Below are 26,098 nucleotides of genomic sequence, written 5' to 3'. Positions count from 1 at the left end.
CCTCCTTATATTTTATAGAATATCATCAATATTTTCGCTGCCGTCAGGCAGTGAATTTGGGGGTGTTTGGTCTGTATTCCCTGAGTTTTTCGATATGGGCTTTTTGACTGCGCTCTGAAAATAGCTTAATGGCGTTCCAGGAAGGAAGCTGTAGCTTGTTTCCTGCTCCTGGGAGGGTATGATGTCATCAGGAATATCCAAATCATCAGGAATAGGGCTGTCCGTATTGACAGTAACCGGATAAAAGACAATGTTGTTTCTCTTTATGTTCTCCCAGTCCGTGGGTTTTAGGAATTCCACAATTCCCTGTAAAGCGGGAAGAGGGCGCCCGTTTCTGGTTGTAAAGAAGGTAACTTCCTGAAAATCCTTCATTCTGATATCAATTTCCTCAAGGAAATTCTTCTGTGTTATCATTTCCCGGCTGGAAAATGAATAATGAGGAGAACTGTCAGTGATGGCAGTTTCCGTTGTTGACTGCTGTACTTCTGCCACATCATGCACGCCTGCCAGGGCAGAGAAAATTTCCATATCAGAAAGGGAAGACCGCCCAAATACAATGATATGGGCGCACCCAAGAATGACGCCTTTCAAATATTTGGTGATTTCGTTCTTTTCCATCTGATCTAATGTCTGGATTGCAACAGTCATTGCGACTCGGAACTTACGGAATAATGAGAAGTTTTTCTCAAGTGAAGGATGGATCAGCACGGGAAGCTCGTCTACATAGAAAAAGTGAGGGACGCGCGTAAATTCCGTTCCCGGGCGGGATAACACTGCATTATTGAAGGAAAGCAGGAAGAACAGTCCGAATGCAACGGCATCGGTGTCGCCGCTGGCAAGATTATAGTTGCATACAGTAACTTCCCCGTTAGCTAATGCCCGGTCAAAATCAATGCTGTTCTGCGAACAAAAAATCTCCCTGTTGGCAGGCATCAGCAGGAACTCATTGATAATGTTCCGGGTACCGCGGCTTTGATCCTCCATTTTGTCCCTGCCTTTTCCGAGCAGATCTTCACGTATGTATTGGATAATAAAGGCGTATTGTTTTGTACTCTGGTCCAGTTCTTCCAGTTTATCGACGTACTCCGTAAGTAAATTAAAATTGTTGATGATTGCTTGTAAGTCCGTAGGCGTGGCCTGGCGTCTTCGCAATATGGGTACGGTTGCCATCACCAGAATGGCAAGATTGGCAATCATCTGGCGGTTCAGGCCGGTAAAATAAGAGTCTGCTTTTCCCTTTAAGTCCGTTATTGCCTGCATGACATCGGAAAAAATGACGGCTCTCTTTACGATCATCTGGTTTTTTGCCTCATCTTCCATATGGGTAGGGATGTAAAACGGGTTTAGTCCGATAGTGTTCTTTTTGTGCTTTCCGTCTGCATCGCGGACTGCATCTATCCGGTTGTATGGAATGCCGCGCGCATCGCACAGGCGGCATACATCGTCCGTTAAGGAATCGTCCGGAGCAAGAACGGTAAGTCCGCATATGGGATAATTAAGGCGGATATTTTCCAGCTTCTCCTGTATATCCTTAAGTTTGTGGTCAATGTCTGCAGGTGATATATTTTCCGGCTGTTTTACAATAGGAATGCAGTCGTTGACGGAAAAACTTCGTGTATTGGCGGGAGGAGAGTATGCGATAAGGCCGGCGGATTCCAGCTGCTTTACATGGAATTTCTGCATATCCTCTGCTTTGCACCGCATATTTAAGTCGTCACGGATAGCTGGAAGAATTGTGGAGGACGTTTTTCCTGTACCGGAGGTCCCGTCAATCAGCGTGTGCAGGAAACGGTCTTTTGCATATATAGTAATGTTTTTCCCGGTGTTTATGTCCCGGACAATATTCATGTTATAGGCAATCTCATTTTTTTTCTGAGATTCCGGCTCTATGGAATGTGTTATCTTGTATGCAAGTACTTGTTTGCGGCACGCGGGATCCCGGAGTGCAAAAAAGACTCCCTTTGATAAGAGGAGTCCGATAGGGATAAGGGGCAGCTGCGTTACTATACGTCCAAGCAGTAATACCATATTTTTTGTAAAAGCCTCATCCACGGGAAAGCGCAGGATTGCCGGGAGAAAAATACGGGACAATCCGCAGTAAATCAGTGAGAGCAGAATCAGGAAAGCGGAGGATAGTACGCTTCCCAGGCAGAGCAGCTTTATCTGATGGAAGTTATAAAAAGAATACTTTGTGCCATAGAGATAAAGCAGTATTGGAGCGACTATCCAGAATACAAGGTATACCGGGTGCAGAGGGATAAAGCTGTAATCGAGTCGGTAAAGGGAAACGAGAAACCTGAAAATAAAATGTAGCATATGCAGGAATAAGATCAGGTATCCGGCATTAACGGGCAGCATAGCGCGGTTTCCCTTTAAATTTTCCGCGGCCTGCTCCCTGATACTTTGAAAGTAACTTGTAAGGAAAGACGTTTTACTCAATATAGATCGCTCCTTTCTGTAAGGGATAACTGCCCGGTAAAGTCGTCAAAATCAATCATGGCGGGCAGCCAAAGGTTTTCTTTTTTAAAATAGGCGTTTTGCATGGCAGGTGTTTGGTACAGGTCTGCCTTTTTATCTAGAAAACAGATATGCACACAGGCGTTTTCCGGCTTCTGCAGGATATTGGACATCTCAGACATAAACTGGACCGCATCCTTTCTGTCTGAAACCAGCAATATGAGCAGGCAGTCCAGTACCTTCCGGTGTTTCCGCAAAAAAAAGCGGACACGTTCGCGTCCGCCAAGGTCATGCACAATATCCTCGAATATGATTACGGATTGGGAAGAATCCGTATTTTCAAAAGTGTTATAAAAAAAGAACCGAAGCTCCCCTGTATCGGACAGGTACTGGGAGGGATTGTATTTCCACGCCTCTAAGTTCTGCAGTCCCATATGGAACAGGATTTGCGGAAACCATAGCTGTAGACGATATTCTTGCTGAAAAAGAAAAGGTATGTTATCTGCCAGCCTGTGGTTAGGAATGGCATACAAACGCATACCCTGTCTAATACGGTAATGCAAAGTGGCGTAGTGGCGGTTATCCAGTATGCTGTAAAATTTCTGTTTCAGACGTTTCAAAAAAAGCGCGTCCTGATTGGAAACGCGCTCATCCTGAAGGGATGTATCATATAGGAATTCTTTTTTCATAAGGACGGCATCGTTTAATGAGATATCGGGATATTGCCTGCACAGATTCCTTAAAATCATTTTGTCGTTTGCTGACAGCAGGCATAAATAAGGATAGCTGCCGTTCTCCATAATGTCGCAGAATGCTGAAAAATGTATTGCTTTATCCTGTTCCTTCTCCAGAGCCTGCCATATGCGGATTGCCTTTAGCAAGATCCGGTATACGGAATAGGGTGGTTTCTTTACCGGCGGCGATTTTACTTCCGTGTTTAATGTAAAAACTAGGGTGTTTTTTATTGCATTCCTGCCAAGAAACAGATCCGAATCCATATATTGTGACAGCTTATTTTCTAATGCGGCATCCCCCTGTGTACGGTTATCCAGTTCTATGTAGTAATTGCCGTATCCTGTCTCAAGCAGTCCGTCGCATCGGGGTGTCTGCAGTTTTTCCGATGCCGCCTGATAGCGTGCCTCCAGTTGCCAAACAGGTAGATTTTCAAGGTATGGGCAGGAGAGATACGCAAAGTATAAATCGTTGGTGTGGATGCGGTGCGGGAGTTGCTGCTGGCTTGTCGGGGGTCTGCGCTCAAGATCAATCTGCTTTGTGCTTAGAAAAGTGCTGCTAAAAATCTTTTCCAGGCGTGTCTTCCCTTTGGCAGTCAGGATGAAATACTTTACGCGGTTGGTATTTGGCAGGGTCTTACCCGTTATATATCCCTGCTCCGTGAGCTTTTTCAGGCTCAGGCGCCCTCCGGTGGTGGAAATGCCGTGAAGTCCGGTGGCTGCTAACTGTTGGTAAGTTATTGTATTTACCTGAGCGAGAATGAAAAGGTCGCAGTCGCTTTTCGTCAGGGAAAGCAGACAGGCTTCCTTAATCAGTGTATCTTTATAATTTAGTGTGTTTTGCATTTGTTTAAGTGCTCCTTTCTATTCAAAATAAAAAGCTGCAGAATCTGCAGCTTAAATAACCTGTTGCCAGGGATTTGGTATTCATTTTCTCCGAAAGGAGCTAAATGCTAATAATAACAAAGGTATTTTAGCACATGAAAGTTATAACTGGCAAGATGTAAGTGATATTTTATAGTGTGTGAAAATGATAGATTAAATTGTAAGTTCGTTTCTTTCATTCTACGTGGGGACGAAAAGTTGTACATTTCGTTAAATGACTTGTAAGTTCTAGTTGAAATAATTATGATAGTAGTATCTTAATTAAGCAATGTATAAGTTCAAATGAAGAAGGAGGAAAAAACATGAAATGTAAAAAACTAAGAAAATTATTATCTGTAGCTTTGACAGTCGTAATGCTGTGCGCTACATCCATCACAGTATTTGCGGCTGAAGATCCCACGCCAGCAGCGCCAAATGACTCTTTATCGGATGTTCAGTATCCTACCCCTAGAGCAAGTTTGTCTAAAACTATTAAGACCGACACAGGTGGTACATTGACGGCAAACGTTTGGCTGAGCTCGATTTTTTCGAATGATCTAATAGATTATCAGGTTTCTGCTCAGTACAATAAAACTGATCACACTAACATCAGAACGGAGTGGTACTGCACAGTTGAATCTGAATCATTGACTCACAGTGTAACTGTAACGCTGAATGTAACTTCGCCAGGAGTGTCTGTAAGTGCTACTACTAGTTCAACCACAACAATGGCTACTACCCCTCATAAGTATTATGAGAACACTAAGGGTCAACAGGATGCCTCTTATCGTTCTAATATTGCGTTGCAAGGCAACTGGAAAAAGGTTACGATGGTTAACGAAGCTTCTGTTTGGGGTGGTTCTGTAGTGAAAAAAGCAACTATTACTACTCAGACATCTGTTACACCTTAAAGATCCTGAAAAATGTCTAGTGTGAAAGCGCATAATGAGGGATGGTATGAGATTCATGCCATCCCTTGTATTATTTATAGAGGCATTAAGCAAAAATCCTTGTTAAAAATTTGAAGAGAGAAGTGGTTTTAGGGTAATATAGATGTAAAGCCGACTATTGCAATATAGAAAGACGGAGGTGTTTTATGAAAAGGAAAACAGCATTTTTTTTGAGTTTGGTCATTCTTATATCTTTCTTGTCTGGCTGTAAAGTTATCCCGCAATCGGGTAATCAAGTTAATAATTCTGAGATATATATGTATGAAGGAGTTGAAGATTTTCTGCTTGACTCTATAAAAGAAGATGGTGTTTTTATGTCATCAAAATTATCAAATATTGAATCTAATAGTTTTGAGCAGACATATTATCATCTTAAAATACAAGAGTACTTTAATCTATTAGTTAATGAACAAGCTGTCACAGCCTTTAGAGATGCTCTCAATGATAAACTAAAAGAGGATATAATGTATTTAAAATATGCAGATATCCTTGATTACTCTAATGAAAATGTTATAAATATCGAAGAATATATTGCTCTGAATCCGGAAGTTACTGAAGATACAGTTGAATGTTATTACATTTTTGCAATGTATTTAGGAAAAGAAAATTCCGCTTTTAATACAGAAAAATTAAGGCAATTCTTGGAAGTCAATATACCAACTCAAACTAGTGTTAACAATAGGCTTGTTATGATATATTGGTATTTGAACTTATGTAGAAATCATTACATTGATGGAAATTCTATTTTTTTAAAAGAATGTCGAGACTATTTAGAATTAGAAAGTTCATATCATTATGAAAATGAAGATTTTTATAAATATGAAAACCTTTATTATTATCTCTGGAATTGTAAAGAACTTGAAATAGTTGCAAGTATTGATAATGAAATTATACAGAACATATCAGAGCGGTTGCCTTACGTTTTCTTGTCTAGTGAGATTTATTATGCTGTTATGTGTTTGGATTTGCAAAGTCAAGACTTTGACGGATCAAAATATTTTTTAGAATATTATAATTTTATTACACCAATGGTAAATAATCTATATCCAAGTTATGTAGTTGAATATGATAATTGGATTGAGGAGTATCAAACATTTTTATTATTAAAATATGTTTTTAATTCAGATGATGAAAGATTGAAAAAACTTGAAAACTTCTTAGGAGAACAAACGGGAAAAAATCTGTTCGCAACAAATTCTTCTACTCAATCATATTATGAGTGCTTATTCTGTGTTCAAGAAAACATTGAAATCTCAGACGAAAAGCTTGATTTAATTAGGGAACGATTATCGTTTGAAAAAGACAAAGGATATGAAGCGCATAATACCAAAATATATTACTATTATCTTATATTAGATTTAGCTGAGGTAGAGATTGGCAAAGAAGATGAAAATTACATTCTATCGCAGTATAATTATCTTGTATCTACAGAATCATTCAATTTAGCTTTTGATTTCTTAGGCTTGATTTTCAAGTTTAATTTGATGAGCAAAGATGAGATAGAAAATGAATTCAGAACTTTATCAGAATCCGCAAATATGACATATAGTTCATTGAGCTTAGCAAAAGAATTAAATCTAAATTCGGAGTCTATGCACCTCCAATCAGTAGAAAGTGCAAAAATTGATAACAAATTTTTGATTCAAGATTATGAAGGTGTAATGTATATATCCACAATTTATTCTTACATTTTGTCTTTTTATAAGACATATTAAGGGAGATGGTTTCTATGCGCTACTGTAAATCCATATTTATAGGATTATTATTTGGATCATTGGCAAAAATAGTGGATTTAATTCCTGGAAATACATTATTGGGGTATTTGGGTTTAAAAGACCTTTTGAATTATTTAGGTGTCTTTATTGTTGTTGTTTGTTTTGTTGAATATAACTCAAAAAATACAAAAGAAGGAATAGTTAAGACGTTATGTTTTATGCTGAGTATGGTCATTAGTTATTATTGTGCGACCCTTTTTGTATATCGTTATTTTCCTTACAGATATTTGCTCTTATGGAGTATTGTGGCAGTATGTAGCCCTTTGTTGTATATTTTGATAACACTAAGACGAAAAAATGGACATATTGCTATATTGGGAACCTTGATTCCAAACCTATTACTTGGGAGTGAAGCATATAAATTTATTAGTACGTCTAGCTATTTTACGCCACAGCTTTGGTTTGATGTTATAGCAGTTATAATTATTTTTTGGAAGTTACCCTTAAATAAAAAAAATAGACTTTTTTCTATTTTGGGATTTGTTATATTGATTCCTTTTCTTGAACAACTAGATTTAATAAACCAATTAGCCAATTATCTATATGGTTTAATGTTTCGATAAGAGTGGAATAATGAAAGAATAAATGAGACTACTGTAATATAAGAATTCTTTGACAAACGCCCTTTCATTGTAATATAATATCCTAAACATTCTTTATTATTCACATTGCCAGCGTATGCTGACAGAGGGATTAAATTCCTGGAAACAGGTCTTTTTGTGTATGATAAGGGTGCATCATAAAAATATTGCGTCTACAGGTTACTGTAGGCGCTTTTTTTATGAAAAATTTTATAAAAGGAGGATAATCTTGAAAGAAAGAACAGTAAATGGAATGCCCATACGAGAAGTATGGGAAAAGCTTCAGGCGGAATTTCCTTCAGATGCGGTAAAAAAGCATCCGTCAACAGGGATGGCGTACATACCGGTTGAAAAGATTGAAGAGCGCCTGAATAACGTGGTGGGTATGGGAAATTGGGACTTTGAACTCATAGCCCCTGTTCAGGTGTACAGTTTCGGATCTGATGGATTTGAAAGCTGCATTGCAAGCGGAAAACTCAGTATCTATGATGACGAGCGTGTACCTATTGTGCGCAGTACCAGCGGGGCGGCAGATGTCATCTATCCCAAAGAATCAACACGTCCAACATCTGTTGCAAATTCGGTTGACTCTGCAGTGCAGGATGTTTTTAAACGATGTGCAAAAAGGTTCGGGATTGGCATGAAAGGAAAAGCGTCAACCGGATCCCGGCAGCCCGGTCGGGAACCGCAGAAAGAAGTGGTCGTGAAAGTGACGGTCATGGAGCCTTTTAAAGCCTTGCCGAAGGGCGGTGTCAAGGCGAAAGTATGTTGTGATGGGGAAACACTCGAGCTTTTCATCTGGAAAAAGCAGTGGGATGATCTCCAGAAAGCATACGGTGAAAAATTTCAGATCGGGCAAAAACTGAATGAAATGACTTTTCGTGGGATACGCAAAGAATACCGCGGGAGTATGCAGCTGGAATTTGTTTCATTTGACAAGAAAGGCGCAGCATGATGAAAGGAAGTCAGTTTTTTAGAAAGCATGGGATAGAGCCGTTTGATGTATATGTCAACTATCATTACGCTTATGCGCTCTATGCACTGTACCTGATTGCGGCAATGCAGTTGGCGGAGGATGTGGAAGACGGGCTCTGCATTGATGAAATGGAAGCGGTGATATTGCTTGAAAATTTAAGCGAGGCGGAGGAACTGATGAAGTATTACCGCGAACGAATGGAGACGAAATATGCCGGGTTTGACATTGCAGAGAAGATTACAATGAAAGGATGCCGGCTGGAGCAAGGGAAAATTGTGGGCAACGCGGAAGATGCTGCCCGGATAGCAGGAATGTGGATACAAAACTATCATAGCAACAGGGTGAACCTGTTCATTTATGAAGTAGGTATTTACATTCTTTTATTTTTGCAAAAGGAGATTGATTTCAGCTTTTTAGCTAGAAAAAGGGTGTAAGAAAATGTATATCATGGACAAAGATTTGAAACTGCAGGATTGGGAGTTCAGTCAGCGAAAATATCTGCCATATGAGATAAAGCTGAGGCTCTCTGCTACACGGATACGGCAATGGTATGAATATTATGGCGGAGATGTGTATATCAGTTTTTCCGGCGGCCTGGATTCAACGGTGCTGGTGCATATGGTGGAGAGGGTTCTGGACCGGTCCATACCAAAGGTTTTTGTGGATACAGGCTTAGAATTCCCTCAGATACGGGAGTTTGTCCGTAGTTTTTATGATGTGGAAATCCTGTATCCGGAAATGAATTTTAAAGATGTCCTGCTTACTTATGGCTATCCGTTGATCAGTAAGGAGGTTGCTGCAAAGATACGAAAGCTCAGGCATGGAAACCTGTCAGAGCGCTACCGGAATTACCTTCTGCATGGAGATGAACGGGGGAAGCTTGGTAAGCTGTCTGAATGCTGGAAATTCCTTATAGATGCGCCGTTTGATATAAGCGAATATTGCTGCATAGTCATGAAGGAAAAACCATTGACTGAGTATGCAAAAAGAACCGGACGGGTGCCATACATAGGGATTACGCAGGATGAAGGTTTTATGAGGCAGAGACAGTATAACCGGACAGGGTGCAACGTGTATCTTGCAGATAAGCCTAAATCACAGCCACTCGGTTTCTGGCCGCGGCAGGATATCCTGCGGTATGCAGTGGAAAATAATTTAAGGATATGTCCTGTATACGGTAAAATCTGCGGCGAAAAAGGAGCCTATTACAATACGGGCGAGCAGAGGACAGGCTGTATGTACTGCGCTATGGGATGCCATTTGGAGGAACAGCCGAACAGGTACCAGCGGCTTAGGGAAAATTATCCAAAGGTATACAGGTTTGTTATGGAACCTATGAGTGCGGGAGGATTAGGCTTTGATTATGTTTTGAACTATTGCAATTTTATTCACTAAAAAAGGAGGATACGTTTTGGCTATTTTTATTGATGGAAAGCGGCTTAAGAAGGAAATATTGAAGCTGAAGCCTGTAGATATCGGTCAGCTTAATGAGAAAAGTGAAAGAATTCGGACATTGTTTTTGGTATTGGCAGGAGATAAGAGGGTCATTAATGAACTTAGTCTGGAAGGAATGGCAGACCTGTTTAATGAGACACCGGAAATTTTGAGTCTCTATGACTCATGTACCGAAGATTATTTTAATGCATCGAAGCTGGTTGATTACAAAAATAATCAGCGGAGAGCGTTGTAGAGTAAAAGGAGGGTATGGTAATGCAGGATATAGCGATTTATTTGAATCAGAATTTTAACCGTTCTCATGGTTACGATTGTGCCAATGTTGTATTTACGGATGAGAAAGGGAAAAAAAATTCTAAAATGGTAGAAATTGGATCTCTGTTGAAAGCTTTCCAAAAGTCGGTTGTTGAAACAGTAGAACTAACACCTATTGGAGAAATTCCATTTGGATATTACAACGGTGCAGTTGGTATTAGAAACAATAAGTTAAAGGCGGATATTGTCACTGTGCTGCCTGCAAGCATGCAGATGATGCAGTATGAGAATACTCAGTACGATGTCTGTGTGCCGTCACTTGTGTTTTCGTTTCATGTGGATAAGGGCAGGCTGGAAAAAACGCGGGTTTTTGTATTAAAAGATGATAAACCGACGGGGAATAGTGTGCTTTACAGATATCCATTTGGAAACGTATACGATGATGGGAGAGTTTGTTGGGGAAGTAATGTATTTCCGGACATCCTGGAAATAAAGAGGCTGGAAATGGTAATGACGCTGTTTATACAGAGTCCATGCAACTCGGATCTGTATAAGTCAGAAAAGTGTATTGGAGTGAAGGATATACCACTGCGTGAACTATTTGAGCAGCTCCATAACAAACAGAATTTCCCGGAAGAATATCTTATGCCAATAAAAAAGCAGAGAGGGAAAATGTGCCTGAAAGATTTAATGACATGGAAAAAATAAAAGGAGGATATGATTATGAGTAGCAGTTTAGCAGAATTATTTGGAATCAGCAGTGAGGATGTGGCTAACAAGAAAAAAGGTGCAAAAGGAAAGGGCGGAGGAAAAACAGCGAAAAAGGAAAAAAAGCCCGTAAAGCAGGGTGGACGCTATCAGTTACCCGTGCGGATCAGAAGCGGATATATTCAGTGTACGCTTACGCAGGAACAGTTTGGAGGAGTGACTCTGGGCGAAAACGAAATAAAGACAGAGCTTCGTAAGCTGTATCCTGAATTGAGCGGAATTCAGTTCAGTCTTGTAAAGTTCAGCAATGAATTTACGAGGCTGCATGAAACAATGGAAAAACTTGCGGAAAATACGGATGCGGATGATGAGAAAGACCGGACTGAAGAAGATGATCCGTTAGACATTGCGGAAGCTGCGTCTGAAGAAGATTATGGGAATGAAGATGCGGACGAGGAGCAGGATGACGAACTGGATGCTGAGGAAGAAGCAGCGGATACAGACGGTGGTTCTGATGACGGACAAGCAGATGAAAAGACCTGCCAGGGTGGAGGATGCTGGGTCAAGCTGGATATCCAGTATCAGGAAGTAAAAAAGGACCAGACCATCGCATTTCCGTTAACTGTTAAAGTCGGGAAATATGAACTGGAAATAAAAGAAAAAGTGCCGCTTGAAGAAATAAGGGCGGCATGGGTGAAAGAATATCCTGAGTATTCGGATTGTCATTTCTGTTATGATGAGAGAAACAGCCTGTTGTTCCCATATATGTTAGGCGGTACCGAAATCAAGGGCAAGAAGTACAGCCTGCCTGTCCAGATAGGATACCTGGACCAAAAGGAAACATATACGGGCGCGGATTTTGGAAATGCGGAAAAAGAACAGGTGACTTTAGAGGAAATCCGTAAAACCTATGGGAAAAAGCATCCTGAGTACGAAAACGGAATGTTCGTTTACAATGCAGAAATTAACCTGCTGTTCCCTGTATTGGAGTTTAAAAGGGAGATGGCCAACGAACGGATTGGCCTGCCTATTCTTGTACGTGGTTCCGGCTTTACAATGATGGTCGAGAAAGAAGACCTGAAAAACGCAGAGTCGGCTACGCTGGAAGAAATCCGTACAGTGATAGAAAGCATTTATCCGGAGTTTTCAAAAGAGCGTACGGAAATGCATTATGACGAAAGGGGATTTGTTATTCCAGTACTCAAAGGCTCCCGGAAAGGCGTTCAGATAATGAATGTGCGCAAGAATCAGGGGTTTTTTATTGTAACGGGGCACAATGGTTTTGTTTACAGAATTGAGCAGATGCCATATGGATGTTTTGACTGCAGGGAAGACGGTTCCGATGTGGATTTCAGGATGACGGAAAAAAAGATTCCTTATGGGATTTTGATGGATGTTGTTGCCTTTTTTAAGAGAAATCCACGCAAAGAAGCTGCCGTGCAGATTTTTTATAACTTGGAAACGGAAAAGTATGAAATATACTATCCGGAACAGAAAGTGACGTCTGCAAGTGTTGTTTTTACGCGCAATCATGATATGGAAAATGACAAAGTATTGGTTATGGATATACATAGTCATGGAACCATGAATGCCTTTTTTTCGTCCATAGACGATAATGATGAGAAAGGCACGCGTCTGTTTATGGTATTTGGCAATCTTGACAAGAAGGAAATCACCCATAAGCTGCGTGCCGGCATTGCCGGAAATTACAAAATGCTGAAGCTGAGTGATGTTTTTGAAATGGAGGATTAGACAAATGAAAAGTGATATTGTCATTGTTGGCTGTGGCGGCACAGGAAGCCATTATATCAAGGAACTTGGAAGATATCTTTATGGAAACAGATGCCTTCGGAACGATGAAATACGTATAGTTCTGGTTGACGGTGATTTGGTTGAGGACAAAAATCTGGTAAGGCAGGCTTTTTTGCCGCAGGATATAGGGTATAACAAGGCACAGGTCATGGCTGAGATGCTTTCCCAGGCGTATGGTCTTTCCGTAGATTATTATGATGGTTATATTGACTGCGAAAAGGACATAGAGAAGCTTGTGAGGGGCGATTCGCTTGTTTTTCTGGTGGGGTGTGTCGATAACCACCAGTGCAGACAGAGTATGCACGGTTTTTATATGAATAGGGAACATTGTATCTACATGGACAGTGCAAATGAATACCAGTCGGGAGAAATTGTTATCGGATCGCGGATAGGCGGGGTAGAGATGTATCCTGACAGAGCGACCTATTTTCCGGATGTGCTGCAGGAGGGGGCTGTAAAAAGGAGCGAGGAAAGCTGTGAGGTCTTGAACCAGGTGGAACCACAGCATCTCTTAACCAACCAGTTCGCGGCATTAATCCTGTTGGTTAATACGATAAAGTTTCTTTCGGATGACTGGCCGGGTGGAATTGTTTTCTTTGATGCGTTCAAGTGCTATTCAATGGATCGGACGCCGAGGCGGGAGGCATTATGAACTTGGAAGATATTCTTGCCATTGATACGACTCCGATTGATGAAGAAGTGATATGTGATATAAGTACGTCATGGACTTACACATATGAATCATCGCGTCTGTCAATTAAGAAATGGGTATATTTTCTTCTGCTCTACCGGTATATTGAAAAATTCGTTTCGACCATGAATATGTCTATCTCATTGCCGGATGTTAAGTACTGTCTGTCAAAAAAGGATAAAGACGTGAACGCTGAGAAGTATATCACACGATGGCGTGAAGGAGAGTTTGCCAGAAAAATTTTTATCCAGATAATGACGGAATGCAACTGGCAGTATAGAATTATGGCATACAAAGGGAAGACTTTGACCCGGCTGCCGGAGACGGCGCCGTGTAAATTGGAAGAGTGGAAGAGTGCGGCAAAACTGACCAGAAAAATGAAGAAGTGCATACAACCATATCGCAGCGATGCAAAATATTATATTTTTTGGAATTATAATTTAGGATGGTATCTGCAGTTCAGGAAACAAAACTACCGGAAAGTTAAGTTGGCTTTTTCGGAAGGGGATAAAAAAATTGAAGAACTGCTGAAGGAAATCTGCAGACCATTATGTATAAAATTTGAGGAAGATTTTTGTATGCTTGATGCAGGCAAGTATTTACTGGGCCTGTTTGAAGGTTGGAATGGTGATGGCGATGTGAACTTTCGGATGATGAATAGTTTGTTTTTCATCAGGATTGTAGTGCTGGATAAACTGCTGGAGTATGCAATGGAATTATTTAAAATGAACAAGGAGGACAAAATGTGACGTTGGAAGATATTTTGAAAATAGATACCTGCCCGTTTGATGACACTGTGCTTGATGAGTGCATAACGGGTAATTATCATGCTTCGGCACCACTCCGAGCTAACCTGTGCAATCTGATTTTACGGTACTTGAACCTTTTTTGGGAAAAGTACCAGCCGGAGCTTGTCAGAACGTATGATCCCACAAGGTTAGTAGGTGCATATGACGATGCACAAGAGGATTATCGTTTTTGGGACGAGGAGATGTCGGATATTATGCATACGGCTGTCAGTGTTAACGGATGGAAATGTATCGGTTTGCGACATGAATGCGGGGACATTGAGGTTTCTGATGATTCCGGGGGCAGTGGAGATTCGGAAGAGGAGCGGTTTCATAAGGCGTATATGGAATTTCTGGATGAATGCGGCGTGGAAGGTTTTGCGAGAAAATTCTTTGAGAATGAGGAGAAATTAGTGAATGGGGCGGTACGTTATACGGATTACTTTAATCTTGGCATTTTATTAAATGAGAAACTGATTACATATAATACGCTTAAGAAACAGGATGCAGATCTGATACAGACGGTGTGCAAGGAAGAAGATCTTCATATAAGCAGGTTGGAGCATGATATCTGGATGCCGTTTTGGGCCTGCTTTGCTGAAGAGAAAAAGGAATGTGATGGAGAGGAGTACGGTGTTTTTTTGCTTGGCTGTGATGGTTACAATTATTATGGTTTTGACAATTTTGATCCTAACTGGGTATGCAAGACGTTTGTTATGGATCAGCTTCTTGATATCGCACTAAAGAAACTGGAGGCTTATACTGACGCCCCAAAAAAGGTGGCGTAGATTTTAGGGGCGGCGGAAAGCTGCCCCGTTTTTTTATAAGGAGGAAAAAGTGGAACATATAAGGAGTAAGGATTTGATTGCAGGATTGGAATGCGGCAGAAAATATAAACTGCAAAAACTTTCACTGAAAGACCATAATGCAAGGAATCTATGTTTTAGTGAGGCAATCAGGAGAATGTCTGCGGGAATTGCCATGGGAAAGGAAAGGGATGCCATCATAGAAGAGCTGCAGATGTATATGGAGGAGGCGTATCAGGAAGACTGGTTCGCCCTCTGCTGGCAGCGTAAAAGGGTGATTGCACATGAAATTGCGCTGTTTGACCGGTTCTTAAGGAATTTCCCAATCCCATCGTTGGCAAGAATATCAGTAAATACAATGGTATCTTTGGAGATGCCGTTGTGCCACGGTGAAATAGACGTAGCTGGCATTTCAGGAACGGCAGACCTGCTGTTTGAACAGTCTGATGGAAGTATTGTTGGCGTCATTTTATGCAGGAACTTTTGTAAGCCGTATTCATATAGGGCGAGGAAGCTGCAGCATAAAGTGGAGAACAGTCTGGAAATGCTGGTTCTGATGGAAGGGCTTAGTAAAAAGTATCCCCAAAAGGAGATCAGGGTAATGATGGTAAGGCTTGTTTCTTCCGCTGACAAACCGGACCGGCTTGCAAGGTTCGAGGAAAAGAAAGGTGATAATATCATTCAGATTTCAAGCGGGGAGTATATTGAGAGGCATCCGGAAGGAGTATGGGAGCATATACAGCATATTATCGGACAGGCAGAGGAGTGTTCCTGTGACGGTTGTTTTTTTGAAAATATTTGCAAACCGCCGAATATTGTTCTTTTAAAGCAGGTGGAAGAAGCACATACAAAGAAAAAGGAGATTTCTTTTTCCAATGAACAGGAAAATGTAATAAACCATGTAAAGGGCCCCCTTCGTGTGTGCGCAGGTCCCGGCAGTGGTAAAACGGCTGTCTTGGTAGAACGGATACGAAAGCTGGTGGAGTCAGGAGTTCCGGCAGAAAAAATCCTTGCAATTACCTTTACCAAGAAAGCGGCGCAGGAAATGCAGGAGAGAGTGCAGGTGGGACAGGGAGTTAATATTTATACACTCCATGCGCTGGCATTTGGGATTCTCACCCAAAATGAGTTCCTGACAGGTCCGGTACGCCTTGCAGGGCTTGTGGACTGTAAGAACCTATTGATGAAAGTCCTTAACCATGCGCCCTTGATTTCCGGGGTCAGCTATGAGGGGCTTACCATGCGCTACGGTCTGATAGCAACGCTGTTGAAAGATTTTGAATTTATTAACAAGCATGGGATAGAGGCGTTTTCTAACGCATATAGCAAAAAAGACGTGGAAGGAATCATAGGAGTCAAGAAACTGTATGATGCAGCCTTTAAAGAAATGGGATACATTACCTTTGACGATCAGGTGGGTATGGCGGTAGAACTGTTGAAAAACAATCAGGGTATTCTGGAAACGGTGCAGAATCAGTATGACTATATCATGGTGGACGAAGTGCAGGATCTCGATGATGCCCAGGCGGAGTTTGTCGGGCTGTTGGTGAAGGAACCGGAAAATAATCTGATGATTTGTGGTGATGCGGATCAGTCGATATATGCCTTTCGGGGCGGAAGCAACCGGTTTATGCTGGATTTTCCAGACATATTTCCTGAAACGAAAGATATTCTGCTTTCCCGAAATTACCGTTCCTCAGAAGAAATTGTAACAATGGCGTCAGGTCTGATAGAAAAGAATCGGGAGCGGGTGCCAATGCAGCTGGCAGCATCTTTTTCCACGGGGATGCAGGCTATACATATACCCAATTTTAATGATTGCAGGTTTGGGGCGCTGATTAAGGAAATACATGGAAAAGGATATGCGTATTCGGATATTGCAGTAATTGCCCGGACAAATAAGGAGCTGAATAACCTGTGTAAGATTGTAGACAAAGATGCAGTCCTGACCGGTGTAGCGGTACCACTTGAACGGCCGAAGTTCTACCTGCGTGAAGACTGCGTTTTTCAGATGCTTTTGGACTTGTTGGAGCTTGCGGTCAAGGGGATGTGTCAGGATAAGGCATTGTTCCGGCTTTTAAGTATCATGGGGTGTTCCGTGGAAAAGGTAGACAGGAAGCTCAGTATCTATGAGGACCATGTAAATGAGGGATTGATATATGATTTCTATGGGGACGAATCCAGCAGATATTTTCTGGAACCGTTGGAACCGCTGAAAAAAGCATATGGTTCTATTTATCGTGCCATGCAGGTGTTGAAAAAGCCATTAAAGCAGGCGTTGTCGGAATTGGGATTGTTTTTCTTTCCAACGGGAGTCTGCACGAAGGAGATACTTGAGAAGATAGAGGACATAATGTATGAGAAGAAGATTAAGCATTACAAACAGCTCTATGAGATTATGTCAGCAATGAAGGTCTTTGAAGATGACACGAGAATTTATTACAGCACGGGAGAACGTTCCCAGGTCCGCATGTTGACCGCCCATGACGCGAAAGGAAAAGAGTTTCCTGCGGTAATTATATATGGGGTAGACAATTTTGAATGCGGCGATGTGGAAGAGGATCGCAGGCTTTTATATGTGGCAGTAACCAGGGCGAAAAGGGTATTGTTTATTCTGGAGGACTATCCGGGGAAAAGCAATTTCCTTAAGGATATTGAGAAATATATTTCTGTAAATAGGAGAGCGCGGTATGAAAAATGAATTGATTTTTGGAAATGAGCCTTATCTGCTCCATGCATATAGGGCAGAGGCAGTCAAGGGGATTGTGATGCCGGAATTCAATCTCATGGAAACGGAGCAGTTCACGCAGACGGAGAGAGATTTTGCAAAGCAGATGCCGTTTATGGGAAACCGCAGGGTTCTGATTGTGTCTATGGAAAAACTGGTGGCAAATGAGTTTTTGGAAAAATACCTGAAAGAGCCGGCGCCCAAGACAGATTTATATATATTTGCCAGAGAGATAGACAAAAGGCTTTCCCTGTATAAGAAATTCCCTAAAGAAAGCGTAAAGCAGCTGGATAAGGATATGGGTATGCTGCAAAAATGGATTTTGGGATACATAAAAAGGCAGAATTGCAAAATTACCAAAGGAGCATACGAGGAATTCCTTATGCGTATTAATTATGAAATGGAGGATGTAAACTTATATCATGTAAAATCAGCGCTGAACCGCCTGTGTACAACACAGGATGAAATAACGACGGAACTAGTACAGCGGCTGGTGCAGTTGAATGAGCGGGAGGATGTTTTCAAGCTGATATGCCTGATAGACAAAGGCAGGACTACAGATTTATTCCATCAGGCGGACTTGATAATCCAGAATGGCGGACAGAACGTGATAGGTACGCTTTCTCTCCTTTTAAGGAGCTACCGTATTCTGTATAAGGTTAATGTGTGTGGCTGTTCCTTACAGGAAGCAGGTGTTCATCAGAGGACATATATTCCCAAGATGACGCTGGAGCAGGCTGACGAGGGGATTGACATTATTCAAAAGGCAGTGAATGGAATAAAAAGCGGACGGTATGCTCAGGATTTTGCTTTCCGCTTATGTTTATCGCAGTTATGTCAGTTAAAAAAGCAATAAAATTATTTTATGATAAGAGTTCTGCATTTCGTATTATGTGAAGTGTAGAACTCTTTTTTTATTGCAAGTTGTCAGCTTGGTAGTGGAGTTTCGTATTCCTTGCATACTTTTTCCAATTCATGGAAGGTATTGGCTCCGAGGTTGCGGAACTGCATAATTTCTCTAAGACTGTATTTTGCCAGCCTTGATAAGTAATACACATCATAATTCGCCAGGATATGCAGTAATCTTTTGGTCATTGGAATGTCAAAAATGAAAATCTCGCCATCAGGGTGGCGCAAGCATCCGAGAGGCATTAACTCATATACTATTTTTTCAAGATCGTAAGGTAGGAGGTTCTGTTCCAAAGAAGAAAAGGAAATCGTGTCAACTGCTGAGATATCCGTAATGCCGATATTTTTTAAGAATTTCTTTGTGTTTTTGGAAATTGGATTATTTTGAATTGCAATCATGTTCATAAATATTATATCCTCAATTTTTATAGGTTGCGTGGAAAAGGATGGAAGTATTCTAATTTTAAGAGAAATAAATGTCAAAGTCAAGGGGCGCAGGGAACGGATTGGAAATTTGACAATTATTGACAAAAACGGAAAGAGTATTATAATATCTATTATAAATTTTTTTTATTTTTATGGTAAATGGCTTATGCTGAATACCTGTAAAAGCAATTCCCAGTAATGGGTTCATGATAGATATAACGTAGATGACATCTGGCTGTGCCGGATGTTTTTTTATGGGAAGAGGAGGAACAGAATTACAGAATACAACTAAATATGCTATAAGTACTTACGGCAGAAAGCGCAGGATAAGTGTGCGTTTTCTGCCATTTTTTATTCAAAACTAGGAGGAAATGCGTATGAAAGGAAAAAACAGTTGTGAAGAAAAATCTAAGTTAGTCTGTTTGTCTGATGAACAGATGAAACAGGTACTGACGCCATTTTATGAAACAGTGGCGTCGGTGGCGGGATATGAGGTTAAGCAGGAGGATATATTTGACTGCACAAAGGTCAATGTAGCTGTCAATGTGCAGGAAAATATCATAGCCGCTTATCAGGTAAAGGATGCCAGCCTTGAAAGAAGTAGTGTAATCAGTGTTCTTTTGGTGGCAGGACCCAAAGTAGATGCCGGATTACCAGATAACACAGTGGAGATTTTTGATGGCTATATTTGTAAAAAGGAAGGAGCTTAATTTATGAAAGAAAAGAAACTGATGTACCAAATTGGCGGACAGATGATGCATGTGCAATTATATCCTGTTTATTACTTGTTTAACAGGAGTCTGGGGGTGTACATATATAAGGCGGGAAGTGGCGTTGACGATGAAGATTCGTTTGTAATTACCTGTTGCCTTGATGCGCCACAGGCGAAAAACTGTGCGTATATTGATGTCAATAATTGTGGCGCGGATATCGTAAAGTGGCTGGAAGAGAACGGTCTGGGAAAAGCAACTGGGCGTAAGGTTCAATCGGGCTATGTGTCGTATCCTGAGTTTTTGTTTGATGAAAGCATACTGCTGGAATATACAAACGAGTTTTATGCGCAATATCTGAAATGGCAGGAGGAGTTGGGCGAGAAACAGGAATTCCTTATCCGAAGCTGTGAAATCTGTAGCAAGGAGTTCCCGTTGATCGTAAGCAAAAAAGCGGCCGCAATGTACCGCGAATATCAAGAAGGTGCGCCGTATTTGATACAGGATATTTTTCCGGAATTAAGCAACGGAGAAAGAGGACTGCTGGCGCGTGGACAGGGCATATGTGAAAGCTGTTTTAAGGAAATGTTTGCTTTGTTCCCGAATTGAAAATTATAAATGGAGTTGTAAGGGTGTCGTAAGGCGCCCTTTTTTTAACAAAAGGAGGTTATTGTATGCAATTGGCATCATTAGAACAATATGTGGACATTTCACTGTTGCAACAGATGAAACACCTGCTTTTTACACTGTCGAGTGAGGATAAGCAGTTTACGGAGAGACAAAGGAACAGTTTGTTCGGACAGTGTGTTCCTGTAAGCCCTATGGAAGAACAGTACGGGCTGAATTATCCGGGAGAAGTATTGGAGCGGTATGAGGAAAGATGTGGTGGCGGTGAACGTCAGATGCGGGCAATTATGTTGGCTCTGGCTGAAGGGAAAAATTTGCTGGAAGGTTCCATGTTCGTTGGAAGGCAGTTGGAGCAGTTTCTGCGAAAAGTAAGGCTGTGCGCAGAAGGAGATTTTTATCTAAGCTGTGCCCTGTTTCTTTTTTCGGATAAAGAGGGAGAAAAAGAAAAGCTGCGTTCAAGGATATGTCGGTATTCTTTCCAGGAAACGGCAGAGGCAATCTTTGCAATATACACATTGCGGGATGAACCGGACGCGTGGGAGTTTGCGAGAGAGCAGGCAGTGCGGTTTTTCGGAAAGGATAGAACGATAAAGGCGTATGGAAATGAAAGGCTTTATGAATGGTTTCTGGAACAGTTTTATTATGACATTCGGAAATACAGAAAACAGGATGCCAACCTTTTAAAAAGCCTTTTAGAGCTGCCTTGTAAGTATGTAAAGGAAGGAAGTACACCGTGGAACAGGTTTTTGGAGATGGGATATACCGAACAGGAGATCCTCTATCTGAATTTGTCGTTGCCGGAAAATGCAAAAATGCCGGATGTGCTGGAACTAAATTCTATTACAATGGAAAGAATGGCGCTTGCCGGAGTACAAATGCTTTTTAATTCAGAACATTTGGAAGAGATGCATCTGATGGCACTCTGTAAGGCATTGATAATAAGATATATGAAGTACGAAATATGCCTTGAGGGGAAAAGGGGTATTTTAGAAAGCCTTTCACGGAAAGTTTTCATTAAGAATCATGATATATACAAATATTTGTACCAAGGCAGGGAAGAGATGCATATTCCTGAAGAATGGTTTTATGTAAATTTTGGCGATGAAAACTGGTGTGACATTGCAGCATGGATGAATCCGGATGAATTTGAGTGCATATTTGCAAGAAGTCTATACTTTCATCTGAATTCGGATATTGAACTATGGCTGCTGAATTTTCAGAAAAGCACAGGCAGAAGCTATATGGATTTTGTTTGGATAAAAGATACGGATGAGGTTAAACAGACGTTTAAGCGGCTCATTACAGAGAAAAAGTGTGATGTTGTAGAGCTTTTTCAACAGTATGTTGAGGATGAAAGGACTTTGTCAGAGGACGAGATGAGCGAAAAGTGGAAGATTATGAAAGCGAATATCATGGATACCATGAAGAAGCTGGATCATCATGAAATATTCCGCTTTTGGGAAGCCTTTGACAAAGAGTATGGGATATGCGAACTTGGGAATTTCATGGGTAAGGATAAGATCATACTTGATGACGTGATAATCGAAACCTCCGGCTATTACAGGGGGCACTGTATTCAACGGCTGGATTTTAAAGAGGGGATACTGTCACTTGATGAACAACGGAAACTTTTCGTATGGGTAGAACAGTCATTATACAGAGAACGTCCATCGCAATACGAGGATTTTTTCTATGCATTTTTGACGGATGATTTGGCGAAAAGATTGTTCCCGGAGCAGAGTAAAGAGCTGTTTTTTGTGATCCGGGATACTATGGATGATGGACCTCAAAAGCAGCGGTTATGCAGGCAGTATTATACGGATGAAGAATGGGAGATATATCGGAATGAAGAAAAGCAGCGCGATGAAGAGAAAAAGCGGAAGGATAAGCAGGAATCTCTGCGCAGATGTCGGGAAGAAATGGAACAGGAGATTTCAACTGCCAAAGATTGCTATGAGGTTTACGATATGCTTTCCAAGCGTTTTTCGAAGTTACGGTGGAGCGATGATAAGTTTTTTGTGTGCCTGAACCTATTTAGGGATAACATGAAAATATGTGCCAAAATCGGAAAAAAGGCGGCAGGTACAATTGCGGAGTGTATTGTTGATGAATTCCGCTTTAACAGGCTTGCTTGGTGTGAAGTGCAGGAGATAATAAGTAAAATGGAGGTAGTGCATGATGGAAATTCAGAAGATTAAGCAGCGTAGAGAATGTTGCCATTTAATTGTAAATGCAGAATTTGATGCATCATTGACAAAAAAGTGCAGTGAAGAAAACCTGATAGCGGGCTGCAGGGATATCATTGATATGGGGGTGTCGGCAGCTTACAAAGAGTTGCCCGGTATCCAGCAGGCACTTCTGATAAATAGTGCAGAATTGCGGAAAAATATTTCGCAACTGTTTCAAAGGGGTATTCCTGCATGGAGAATCAGCTTTCTTTTAAAGCAGATGGATGGGAAAGAAGTATTAAAATATTCAATAGAAAAGCTGTATGATGTTTTGCAGGATGAAATGGTTAGTAATTCATATATCGCACTATATCTGAGGTACTATGCTGATATGGGGTTGCTTTGTGAAGAAAGGCGTCAGCTGTGCCAAGGACTGGATAATTATTATTCGCATCAGGGACAGGAAGGTGAAGAAATAATCCGCCTGCATGGAAAACTTTTTTACAATGATGTGATATCAGGAAGTATGCTGTCAAGTATGTGTGATTGTTATATGGAATGTCTTTGGAGTATGGCGCGTAATAGAAAAATCTTGAGGATCCTGGAAATTATAAATAGGATGTGCGGCGGCAGGGTGCAGATTGACGATGAGCTTTTTAAGCAGATTGAGGCTGAGCCAGATAAAATAGAGTCACTTCTTAGATGGTCAGACGGTTTTTATAATGGAAACAAAGGTGAAAAATTCTGTCAGCGTCTTTTGGAGAACCGTGCGCTGTTGTATGATTTGGAGAGGCTCAGGAAAAAGGTGGATGAGGGAAAAATTCAGGAGGCGCATCAGATGATAGAGAGCCGGGCCTCATATATCTCTTTCTTCTATAATGAGTATTTTAATGAAAATTGGAATGGTAAGTATAGAGAGGATCTTGTCATCTATGCGGTGACACATAAGAAAAAGGCATTTCTGTCACTTGTCAGGAATAATCCTGAAATCTTTTGTTCAGTACCTTATAATTCCCTGCTGTTCCAGAAATCTTTTTATTCCCGCGTGGTAAATATAAATACATTGAATGACAAAAATTTAAAACAGTGCCGGAGCATCAAATATTATCCGGAAGATATCATGAAATTACTGTCTGCAAGAACTCACACTTTTGAAGAGGTTTCCGTATTACAAGAACTGCCCGTTGAATATGCTGCGCTGTATTCTGAATTACAGAATGAGCGTGTTGATGACAGGCTGAAAGTGATGAGGGAGATTATTAAGCGTAAATGTTTGCGGCAGGATATGGACATTTCTGCAATTGCAGCTAAATTATCACTTTATCCTCTGTCAAAGTGGATGCAGAAGGATCTTGTCCATATTAAGGATTTGGATGCTGATGTTGCCATGAGGCTGTTAGAGAAGTTTGACAAAATAAGGCATCTTCTTAATGACATCAAGAGTGTGTCAGAGGCGCGCTATGTTTCCAGTAATGCAGAAATTTTTTCACAGTATGCGGATATGGACTCTGTTAGAAATGACACGTTAGAGAAGGATCAGGAGTGGCTTCAGTTGAAGAATGTATTTGGTTTCGACCAGAAATTTGTGCAGGACAATAAGGAAAGGATTATGGCGTTCCTTTATGAAGATGGTGCGCATATTATGTGGACATACTATACAAATGTTTCCCATAAGAAAGAGGAATTGAGGCGGTTGGTATCCGCAGAATTGTTGGGGCGTTTCAAGGAATTGAAGTACCATAGCAATGATCTGGGCAATGAACTTGATTATCCGATTACCGAGACTGCTAAACATATTTGGATGGAAAATCTGTATGATGAGGATGGCAGTCTATGCGTTTGGGAGGAAGACGGACTACTGCCCGTTATGAAAATGGGCGAAATGCCAAGCCGCACATGTCTTTCCTATATAGACGGAGTATATAAGCAGTGTTTATTGGCCAGTCATGACTCTAACAAAAAGGTTTTGTATGTATCTTGGAACGGGAATATAGTGATGCGTGCTGCAGTTCGGTTGACAAAGGGAATGTATGGAGATGCCAATAAGAAGAGTAGTGTAATGGAGCCGCAGCTGGAATTTGTCGATTTAACTCGAGAGGAGGTGGCTGAAAATAAACCGGATATAAAAAACAAAGAGTTTTTAGTGCTTTTTTTGGAAAGGTATTATGAAGCCGGAGTTCCGCACAGAATGATAGGAGACGTAATGAAAATGGTTTTCCGTCTGATGAAAAGGAAAGCTGAGCAGCTGGGAGCTCTTTTGGTGATGAATATGGAATATAAGACATGGAAACCGGAAAGGATGGTGTGTTCGGATTTTTCTATGTATATATCCAAATCGAAAGCCGGTGAACAGTATTTAGACAGCCTGGATGGTTCCAATACAGTTGATAAGGAGGGAAGCTATAAGAAGAACAAATTTTTAGTATGTGTGAAAGAGTAATTGCATATCGAGGATATGAGAGGGAGACTTATTAAGGGTATTCCCTTTTTTGCTATAAACAATATTATTAATGTACATAAATTTTGCCCGATGTAATAATAATATAGGACAAATTTATGATAAAATTTAGATAAATTGGAGGACGTTATGGATAAATACGAAGAATTAATAAAAATTTTTTCTGATATCTTAAAGGAATCTCAGGATTACCATATTGCACATATATATTATGCAGGTTATGTATCTGTTGTTGGAGAGATTGGTGTTACAAATCATGAAAGCAGCGCAACGTTTTTTATAGATGAAATATTAGACGCACCTGAAAAAATGGCGGAGAGTCTTCTGAAAAACTGGAGATGGCAATGGTTTTACAGACACAAGCAGGATATCGGAAAGAAGGACTATAAAGATATTCAGAATCTGGATGAGGATGTACCAGATGATCTGAGAGAGGATTATTTGCACCAGCTGCAGGAATTGGAGCATAAAATTGAAGTTATATTGGATAATCCTGTATGACTGCTATATAAACAGTATATTGGATTGACTGCCGTGTTGAGCGGCAGTCCTTTTTTTATTTACGAATATTGAATTTTTCCGATAATCAAGGATACAGACATCAGGGTAAAGACAAGTGCTTCTAAAAATAGATAGCGTGTATTGTTTGAAAGTAAAAAGATTGCAAATATGATAAGGCTTGCAAGCAGAATGATATTGGCTCTCTTATTAAAAAATAGATTATCCTCTTTGTCAACGCTTCGGTTAGGGTGGTTCACGGATCCTATTATTTTGATTACCGCTAAGGAAATGAAGTATAAAACACACGAAAGAGGCAGTGTTGCTGAAAAATACTTTACGATACAGAGGATGCCGGTTAAGGATAGACAGGATAAAAAAAGACAGGATAAATAGTGTTCCATGTGGAAACCGCCGGAATAGGAGCGAAGGGGAATAAAAAAGAGGAAAAATACAATGCATTCAAGTTTCATATTTAATAAAATGGCAATAATGATGCTGCACATAATATTTATGGATAGTTCTAGAAATCGATGAAAGCCGTATTGGTATATTTCAAAGTCATTTTCTTCGATAACGCCTTTTAAGAGTATGTAATTTGTTAGTTTTGTGGATAAGCGATCCATAATCTCACCCCTTTTATATAGCAAGTGTATCTAATACTTTCTTTGTTAAAATATTGCTCGTAATAAATACGGGTATCCACGTCATTTTTCCCCCTCGCT

23 protein-coding genes are annotated in these 26,098 nt (G+C 40.7%); 19 read left to right on the top strand and 4 right to left on the bottom strand.

The annotated features are described in order from the left end of the window. Window positions 1-12 precede the first annotated feature (12 nt). Complete coding sequence (locus tag VSQ61_RS13585) at window positions 13-2,358, bottom strand: type IV secretory system conjugative DNA transfer family protein (protein WP_303661735.1); 2,346 nt, start codon at window positions 2,356-2,358, stop codon at window positions 13-15. A gap of 77 nt (window positions 2,359-2,435) precedes the next feature. Beyond that, the gene (locus VSQ61_RS13580; RefSeq protein WP_334344961.1) at window positions 2,436-4,034 is read right to left on the bottom strand and encodes a replication-relaxation family protein; all 1,599 of its coding nucleotides are present in this window, start codon (window positions 4,032-4,034) and stop codon (window positions 2,436-2,438) included. A gap of 341 nt (window positions 4,035-4,375) precedes the next feature. Between VSQ61_RS13580 and VSQ61_RS13575 the strand changes: the two genes are divergently transcribed. From VSQ61_RS13575 to holA, 14 genes are all read left to right on the top strand, one after another. Then, on the top strand, window positions 4,376-4,963 hold the full coding sequence (locus VSQ61_RS13575) for a hypothetical protein (RefSeq protein ID WP_334344960.1): 588 nt from the start codon (window positions 4,376-4,378) through the stop codon (window positions 4,961-4,963). A gap of 185 nt (window positions 4,964-5,148) precedes the next feature. Continuing rightward, window positions 5,149-6,717, top strand: coding sequence for a hypothetical protein (locus VSQ61_RS13570; protein ID WP_334344959.1), 1,569 nt, complete (start codon window positions 5,149-5,151; stop codon window positions 6,715-6,717). 14 nt (window positions 6,718-6,731) lie between these two features. Then, window positions 6,732-7,340 carry a hypothetical protein gene (locus VSQ61_RS13565; RefSeq protein WP_334344958.1) on the top strand — a complete coding sequence of 203 codons (609 nt, stop codon included), beginning with the start codon at window positions 6,732-6,734 and terminating at the stop codon, window positions 7,338-7,340. 247 nt (window positions 7,341-7,587) lie between these two features. Further along, a complete protein-coding gene (locus VSQ61_RS13560) occupies window positions 7,588-8,313 on the top strand; it encodes a Rad52/Rad22 family DNA repair protein (RefSeq protein ID WP_160274255.1) in 726 nt (241 codons plus the stop codon). Next, window positions 8,310-8,768, top strand: a complete 459-nt coding sequence (locus VSQ61_RS13555; RefSeq protein WP_334344957.1) for a hypothetical protein — start codon at window positions 8,310-8,312, stop codon at window positions 8,766-8,768. The genes VSQ61_RS13560 and VSQ61_RS13555 overlap by 4 nt, the downstream gene beginning before the upstream one ends. A 13-nt stretch (window positions 8,769-8,781) precedes the next feature. Next, on the top strand, window positions 8,782-9,729 hold the full coding sequence (locus VSQ61_RS13550; RefSeq protein ID WP_303661656.1) for a phosphoadenosine phosphosulfate reductase domain-containing protein: 948 nt from the start codon (window positions 8,782-8,784) through the stop codon (window positions 9,727-9,729). A 16-nt stretch (window positions 9,730-9,745) separates the two neighbouring features. Beyond that, window positions 9,746-10,024, top strand: a complete 279-nt coding sequence (locus tag VSQ61_RS13545; protein WP_334344956.1) for a hypothetical protein — start codon at window positions 9,746-9,748, stop codon at window positions 10,022-10,024. 125 nt (window positions 10,025-10,149) lie between these two features. Beyond that, window positions 10,150-10,752 carry a hypothetical protein gene (locus VSQ61_RS13540; protein ID WP_334344955.1) on the top strand — a complete coding sequence of 201 codons (603 nt, stop codon included), beginning with the start codon at window positions 10,150-10,152 and terminating at the stop codon, window positions 10,750-10,752. 15 nt (window positions 10,753-10,767) lie between these two features. Beyond that, window positions 10,768-12,504 carry a Mov34/MPN/PAD-1 family protein gene (locus VSQ61_RS13535; RefSeq protein WP_334344954.1) on the top strand — a complete coding sequence of 579 codons (1,737 nt, stop codon included), beginning with the start codon at window positions 10,768-10,770 and terminating at the stop codon, window positions 12,502-12,504. 4 nt (window positions 12,505-12,508) lie between these two features. After that, the gene (locus VSQ61_RS13530; protein WP_334344953.1) at window positions 12,509-13,216 is read left to right on the top strand and encodes a ThiF family adenylyltransferase; all 708 of its coding nucleotides are present in this window, start codon (window positions 12,509-12,511) and stop codon (window positions 13,214-13,216) included. Continuing rightward, on the top strand, window positions 13,213-14,004 hold the full coding sequence (locus tag VSQ61_RS13525) for a hypothetical protein (RefSeq protein ID WP_334344952.1): 792 nt from the start codon (window positions 13,213-13,215) through the stop codon (window positions 14,002-14,004). The genes VSQ61_RS13530 and VSQ61_RS13525 overlap by 4 nt, the downstream gene beginning before the upstream one ends. Then, on the top strand, window positions 14,001-14,831 hold the full coding sequence (locus VSQ61_RS13520) for a hypothetical protein (RefSeq protein ID WP_334344951.1): 831 nt from the start codon (window positions 14,001-14,003) through the stop codon (window positions 14,829-14,831). The genes VSQ61_RS13525 and VSQ61_RS13520 overlap by 4 nt, the downstream gene beginning before the upstream one ends. Before the next feature lie 49 nt (window positions 14,832-14,880). Then, entirely contained in the window at window positions 14,881-17,550 is a 2,670-nt protein-coding gene (locus VSQ61_RS13515) for an ATP-dependent helicase (RefSeq protein ID WP_334344950.1), read from the top strand. Then, on the top strand, window positions 17,540-18,433 hold the full coding sequence (holA, locus tag VSQ61_RS13510; RefSeq protein WP_334344949.1) for a DNA polymerase III subunit delta: 894 nt from the start codon (window positions 17,540-17,542) through the stop codon (window positions 18,431-18,433). The genes VSQ61_RS13515 and holA overlap by 11 nt, the downstream gene beginning before the upstream one ends. 71 nt (window positions 18,434-18,504) lie before the next feature. Here the strand turns inward: holA and VSQ61_RS13505 are convergent, their stop codons facing one another. Continuing rightward, window positions 18,505-18,891, bottom strand: a complete 387-nt coding sequence (locus VSQ61_RS13505; RefSeq protein ID WP_334344948.1) for a hypothetical protein — start codon at window positions 18,889-18,891, stop codon at window positions 18,505-18,507. A gap of 398 nt (window positions 18,892-19,289) precedes the next feature. Here VSQ61_RS13505 and VSQ61_RS13500 point away from each other — a divergent pair, with 398 nt between their 5' ends. The 5 genes from VSQ61_RS13500 (at window position 19,290) to VSQ61_RS13480 (ending at window position 25,376) form a co-directional block, all read left to right on the top strand. Beyond that, window positions 19,290-19,622 carry a hypothetical protein gene (locus tag VSQ61_RS13500; RefSeq protein WP_334344947.1) on the top strand — a complete coding sequence of 111 codons (333 nt, stop codon included), beginning with the start codon at window positions 19,290-19,292 and terminating at the stop codon, window positions 19,620-19,622. Window positions 19,623-19,625: 3 nt separating this feature from the next. Further along, window positions 19,626-20,231, top strand: coding sequence for a DUF4313 domain-containing protein (locus VSQ61_RS13495; protein WP_334344946.1), 606 nt, complete (start codon window positions 19,626-19,628; stop codon window positions 20,229-20,231). 65 nt (window positions 20,232-20,296) lie between these two features. Further along, window positions 20,297-22,447 (top strand): hypothetical protein, encoded by a 2,151-nt coding sequence (locus tag VSQ61_RS13490; RefSeq protein WP_334344945.1) that lies wholly within the window; start codon window positions 20,297-20,299, stop codon window positions 22,445-22,447. Beyond that, window positions 22,425-24,857 (top strand): hypothetical protein, encoded by a 2,433-nt coding sequence (locus VSQ61_RS13485; RefSeq protein ID WP_334344944.1) that lies wholly within the window; start codon window positions 22,425-22,427, stop codon window positions 24,855-24,857. The genes VSQ61_RS13490 and VSQ61_RS13485 overlap by 23 nt, the downstream gene beginning before the upstream one ends. Window positions 24,858-25,004: 147 nt before the next feature. Next, window positions 25,005-25,376: a hypothetical protein gene (locus tag VSQ61_RS13480; RefSeq protein WP_334344943.1), complete on the top strand. Its 372-nt coding sequence runs from the start codon at window positions 25,005-25,007 to the stop codon at window positions 25,374-25,376. A 59-nt stretch (window positions 25,377-25,435) separates the two neighbouring features. Here VSQ61_RS13480 and VSQ61_RS13475 read toward each other — a convergent pair whose 3' ends face one another. Next, window positions 25,436-25,999: an accessory gene regulator ArgB-like protein gene (locus VSQ61_RS13475; RefSeq protein ID WP_334344942.1), complete on the bottom strand. Its 564-nt coding sequence runs from the start codon at window positions 25,997-25,999 to the stop codon at window positions 25,436-25,438. Window positions 26,000-26,098 lie beyond the last annotated feature (99 nt).

It is taken from the genome of Candidatus Merdisoma sp. JLR.KK006 (genome assembly GCF_036941035.1).
GTDB lineage: Bacteria > Bacillota > Clostridia > Lachnospirales > Lachnospiraceae > Laedolimicola.
Note: the sequence above shows the minus strand (reverse complement) of the source record. Positions and strands in the feature narration are given on the sequence as shown.

Excerpts from the sequence above, each read along its gene's own strand:
- VSQ61_RS13490 (WP_334344945.1), top strand. The coding sequence starts at position 20,297 with ATGCAATTGGCATCATTAGAACAATATGTGGACATTTCACTGTTGCAA.
- VSQ61_RS13550 (WP_303661656.1), top strand. The coding sequence starts at position 8,782 with ATGGACAAAGATTTGAAACTGCAGGATTGGGAGTTCAGTCAGCGAAAA.
- VSQ61_RS13585 (WP_303661735.1), bottom strand. The coding sequence starts at position 2,358 with ATGCTGCCCGTTAATGCCGGATACCTGATCTTATTCCTGCATATGCTA.
- VSQ61_RS13485 (WP_334344944.1), top strand. The coding sequence starts at position 22,425 with ATGATGGAAATTCAGAAGATTAAGCAGCGTAGAGAATGTTGCCATTTA.
- VSQ61_RS13495 (WP_334344946.1), top strand. The coding sequence starts at position 19,626 with ATGAAAGAAAAGAAACTGATGTACCAAATTGGCGGACAGATGATGCAT.
- VSQ61_RS13580 (WP_334344961.1), bottom strand. The coding sequence starts at position 4,034 with ATGCAAAACACACTAAATTATAAAGATACACTGATTAAGGAAGCCTGT.
- VSQ61_RS13505 (WP_334344948.1), bottom strand. The coding sequence starts at position 18,891 with ATGAACATGATTGCAATTCAAAATAATCCAATTTCCAAAAACACAAAG.
- VSQ61_RS13500 (WP_334344947.1), top strand. The coding sequence starts at position 19,290 with ATGAAAGGAAAAAACAGTTGTGAAGAAAAATCTAAGTTAGTCTGTTTG.
- VSQ61_RS13475 (WP_334344942.1), bottom strand. The coding sequence starts at position 25,999 with ATGGATCGCTTATCCACAAAACTAACAAATTACATACTCTTAAAAGGC.
- VSQ61_RS13530 (WP_334344953.1), top strand. The coding sequence starts at position 12,509 with ATGAAAAGTGATATTGTCATTGTTGGCTGTGGCGGCACAGGAAGCCAT.
- VSQ61_RS13535 (WP_334344954.1), top strand. The coding sequence starts at position 10,768 with ATGAGTAGCAGTTTAGCAGAATTATTTGGAATCAGCAGTGAGGATGTG.
- VSQ61_RS13540 (WP_334344955.1), top strand. The coding sequence starts at position 10,150 with ATGGTAGAAATTGGATCTCTGTTGAAAGCTTTCCAAAAGTCGGTTGTT.
- VSQ61_RS13565 (WP_334344958.1), top strand. The coding sequence starts at position 6,732 with ATGCGCTACTGTAAATCCATATTTATAGGATTATTATTTGGATCATTG.
- holA (WP_334344949.1), top strand. The coding sequence starts at position 17,540 with ATGAAAAATGAATTGATTTTTGGAAATGAGCCTTATCTGCTCCATGCA.
- VSQ61_RS13555 (WP_334344957.1), top strand. The coding sequence starts at position 8,310 with ATGATGAAAGGAAGTCAGTTTTTTAGAAAGCATGGGATAGAGCCGTTT.
- VSQ61_RS13525 (WP_334344952.1), top strand. The coding sequence starts at position 13,213 with ATGAACTTGGAAGATATTCTTGCCATTGATACGACTCCGATTGATGAA.
- VSQ61_RS13575 (WP_334344960.1), top strand. The coding sequence starts at position 4,376 with ATGAAATGTAAAAAACTAAGAAAATTATTATCTGTAGCTTTGACAGTC.
- VSQ61_RS13480 (WP_334344943.1), top strand. The coding sequence starts at position 25,005 with ATGGATAAATACGAAGAATTAATAAAAATTTTTTCTGATATCTTAAAG.
- VSQ61_RS13570 (WP_334344959.1), top strand. The coding sequence starts at position 5,149 with ATGAAAAGGAAAACAGCATTTTTTTTGAGTTTGGTCATTCTTATATCT.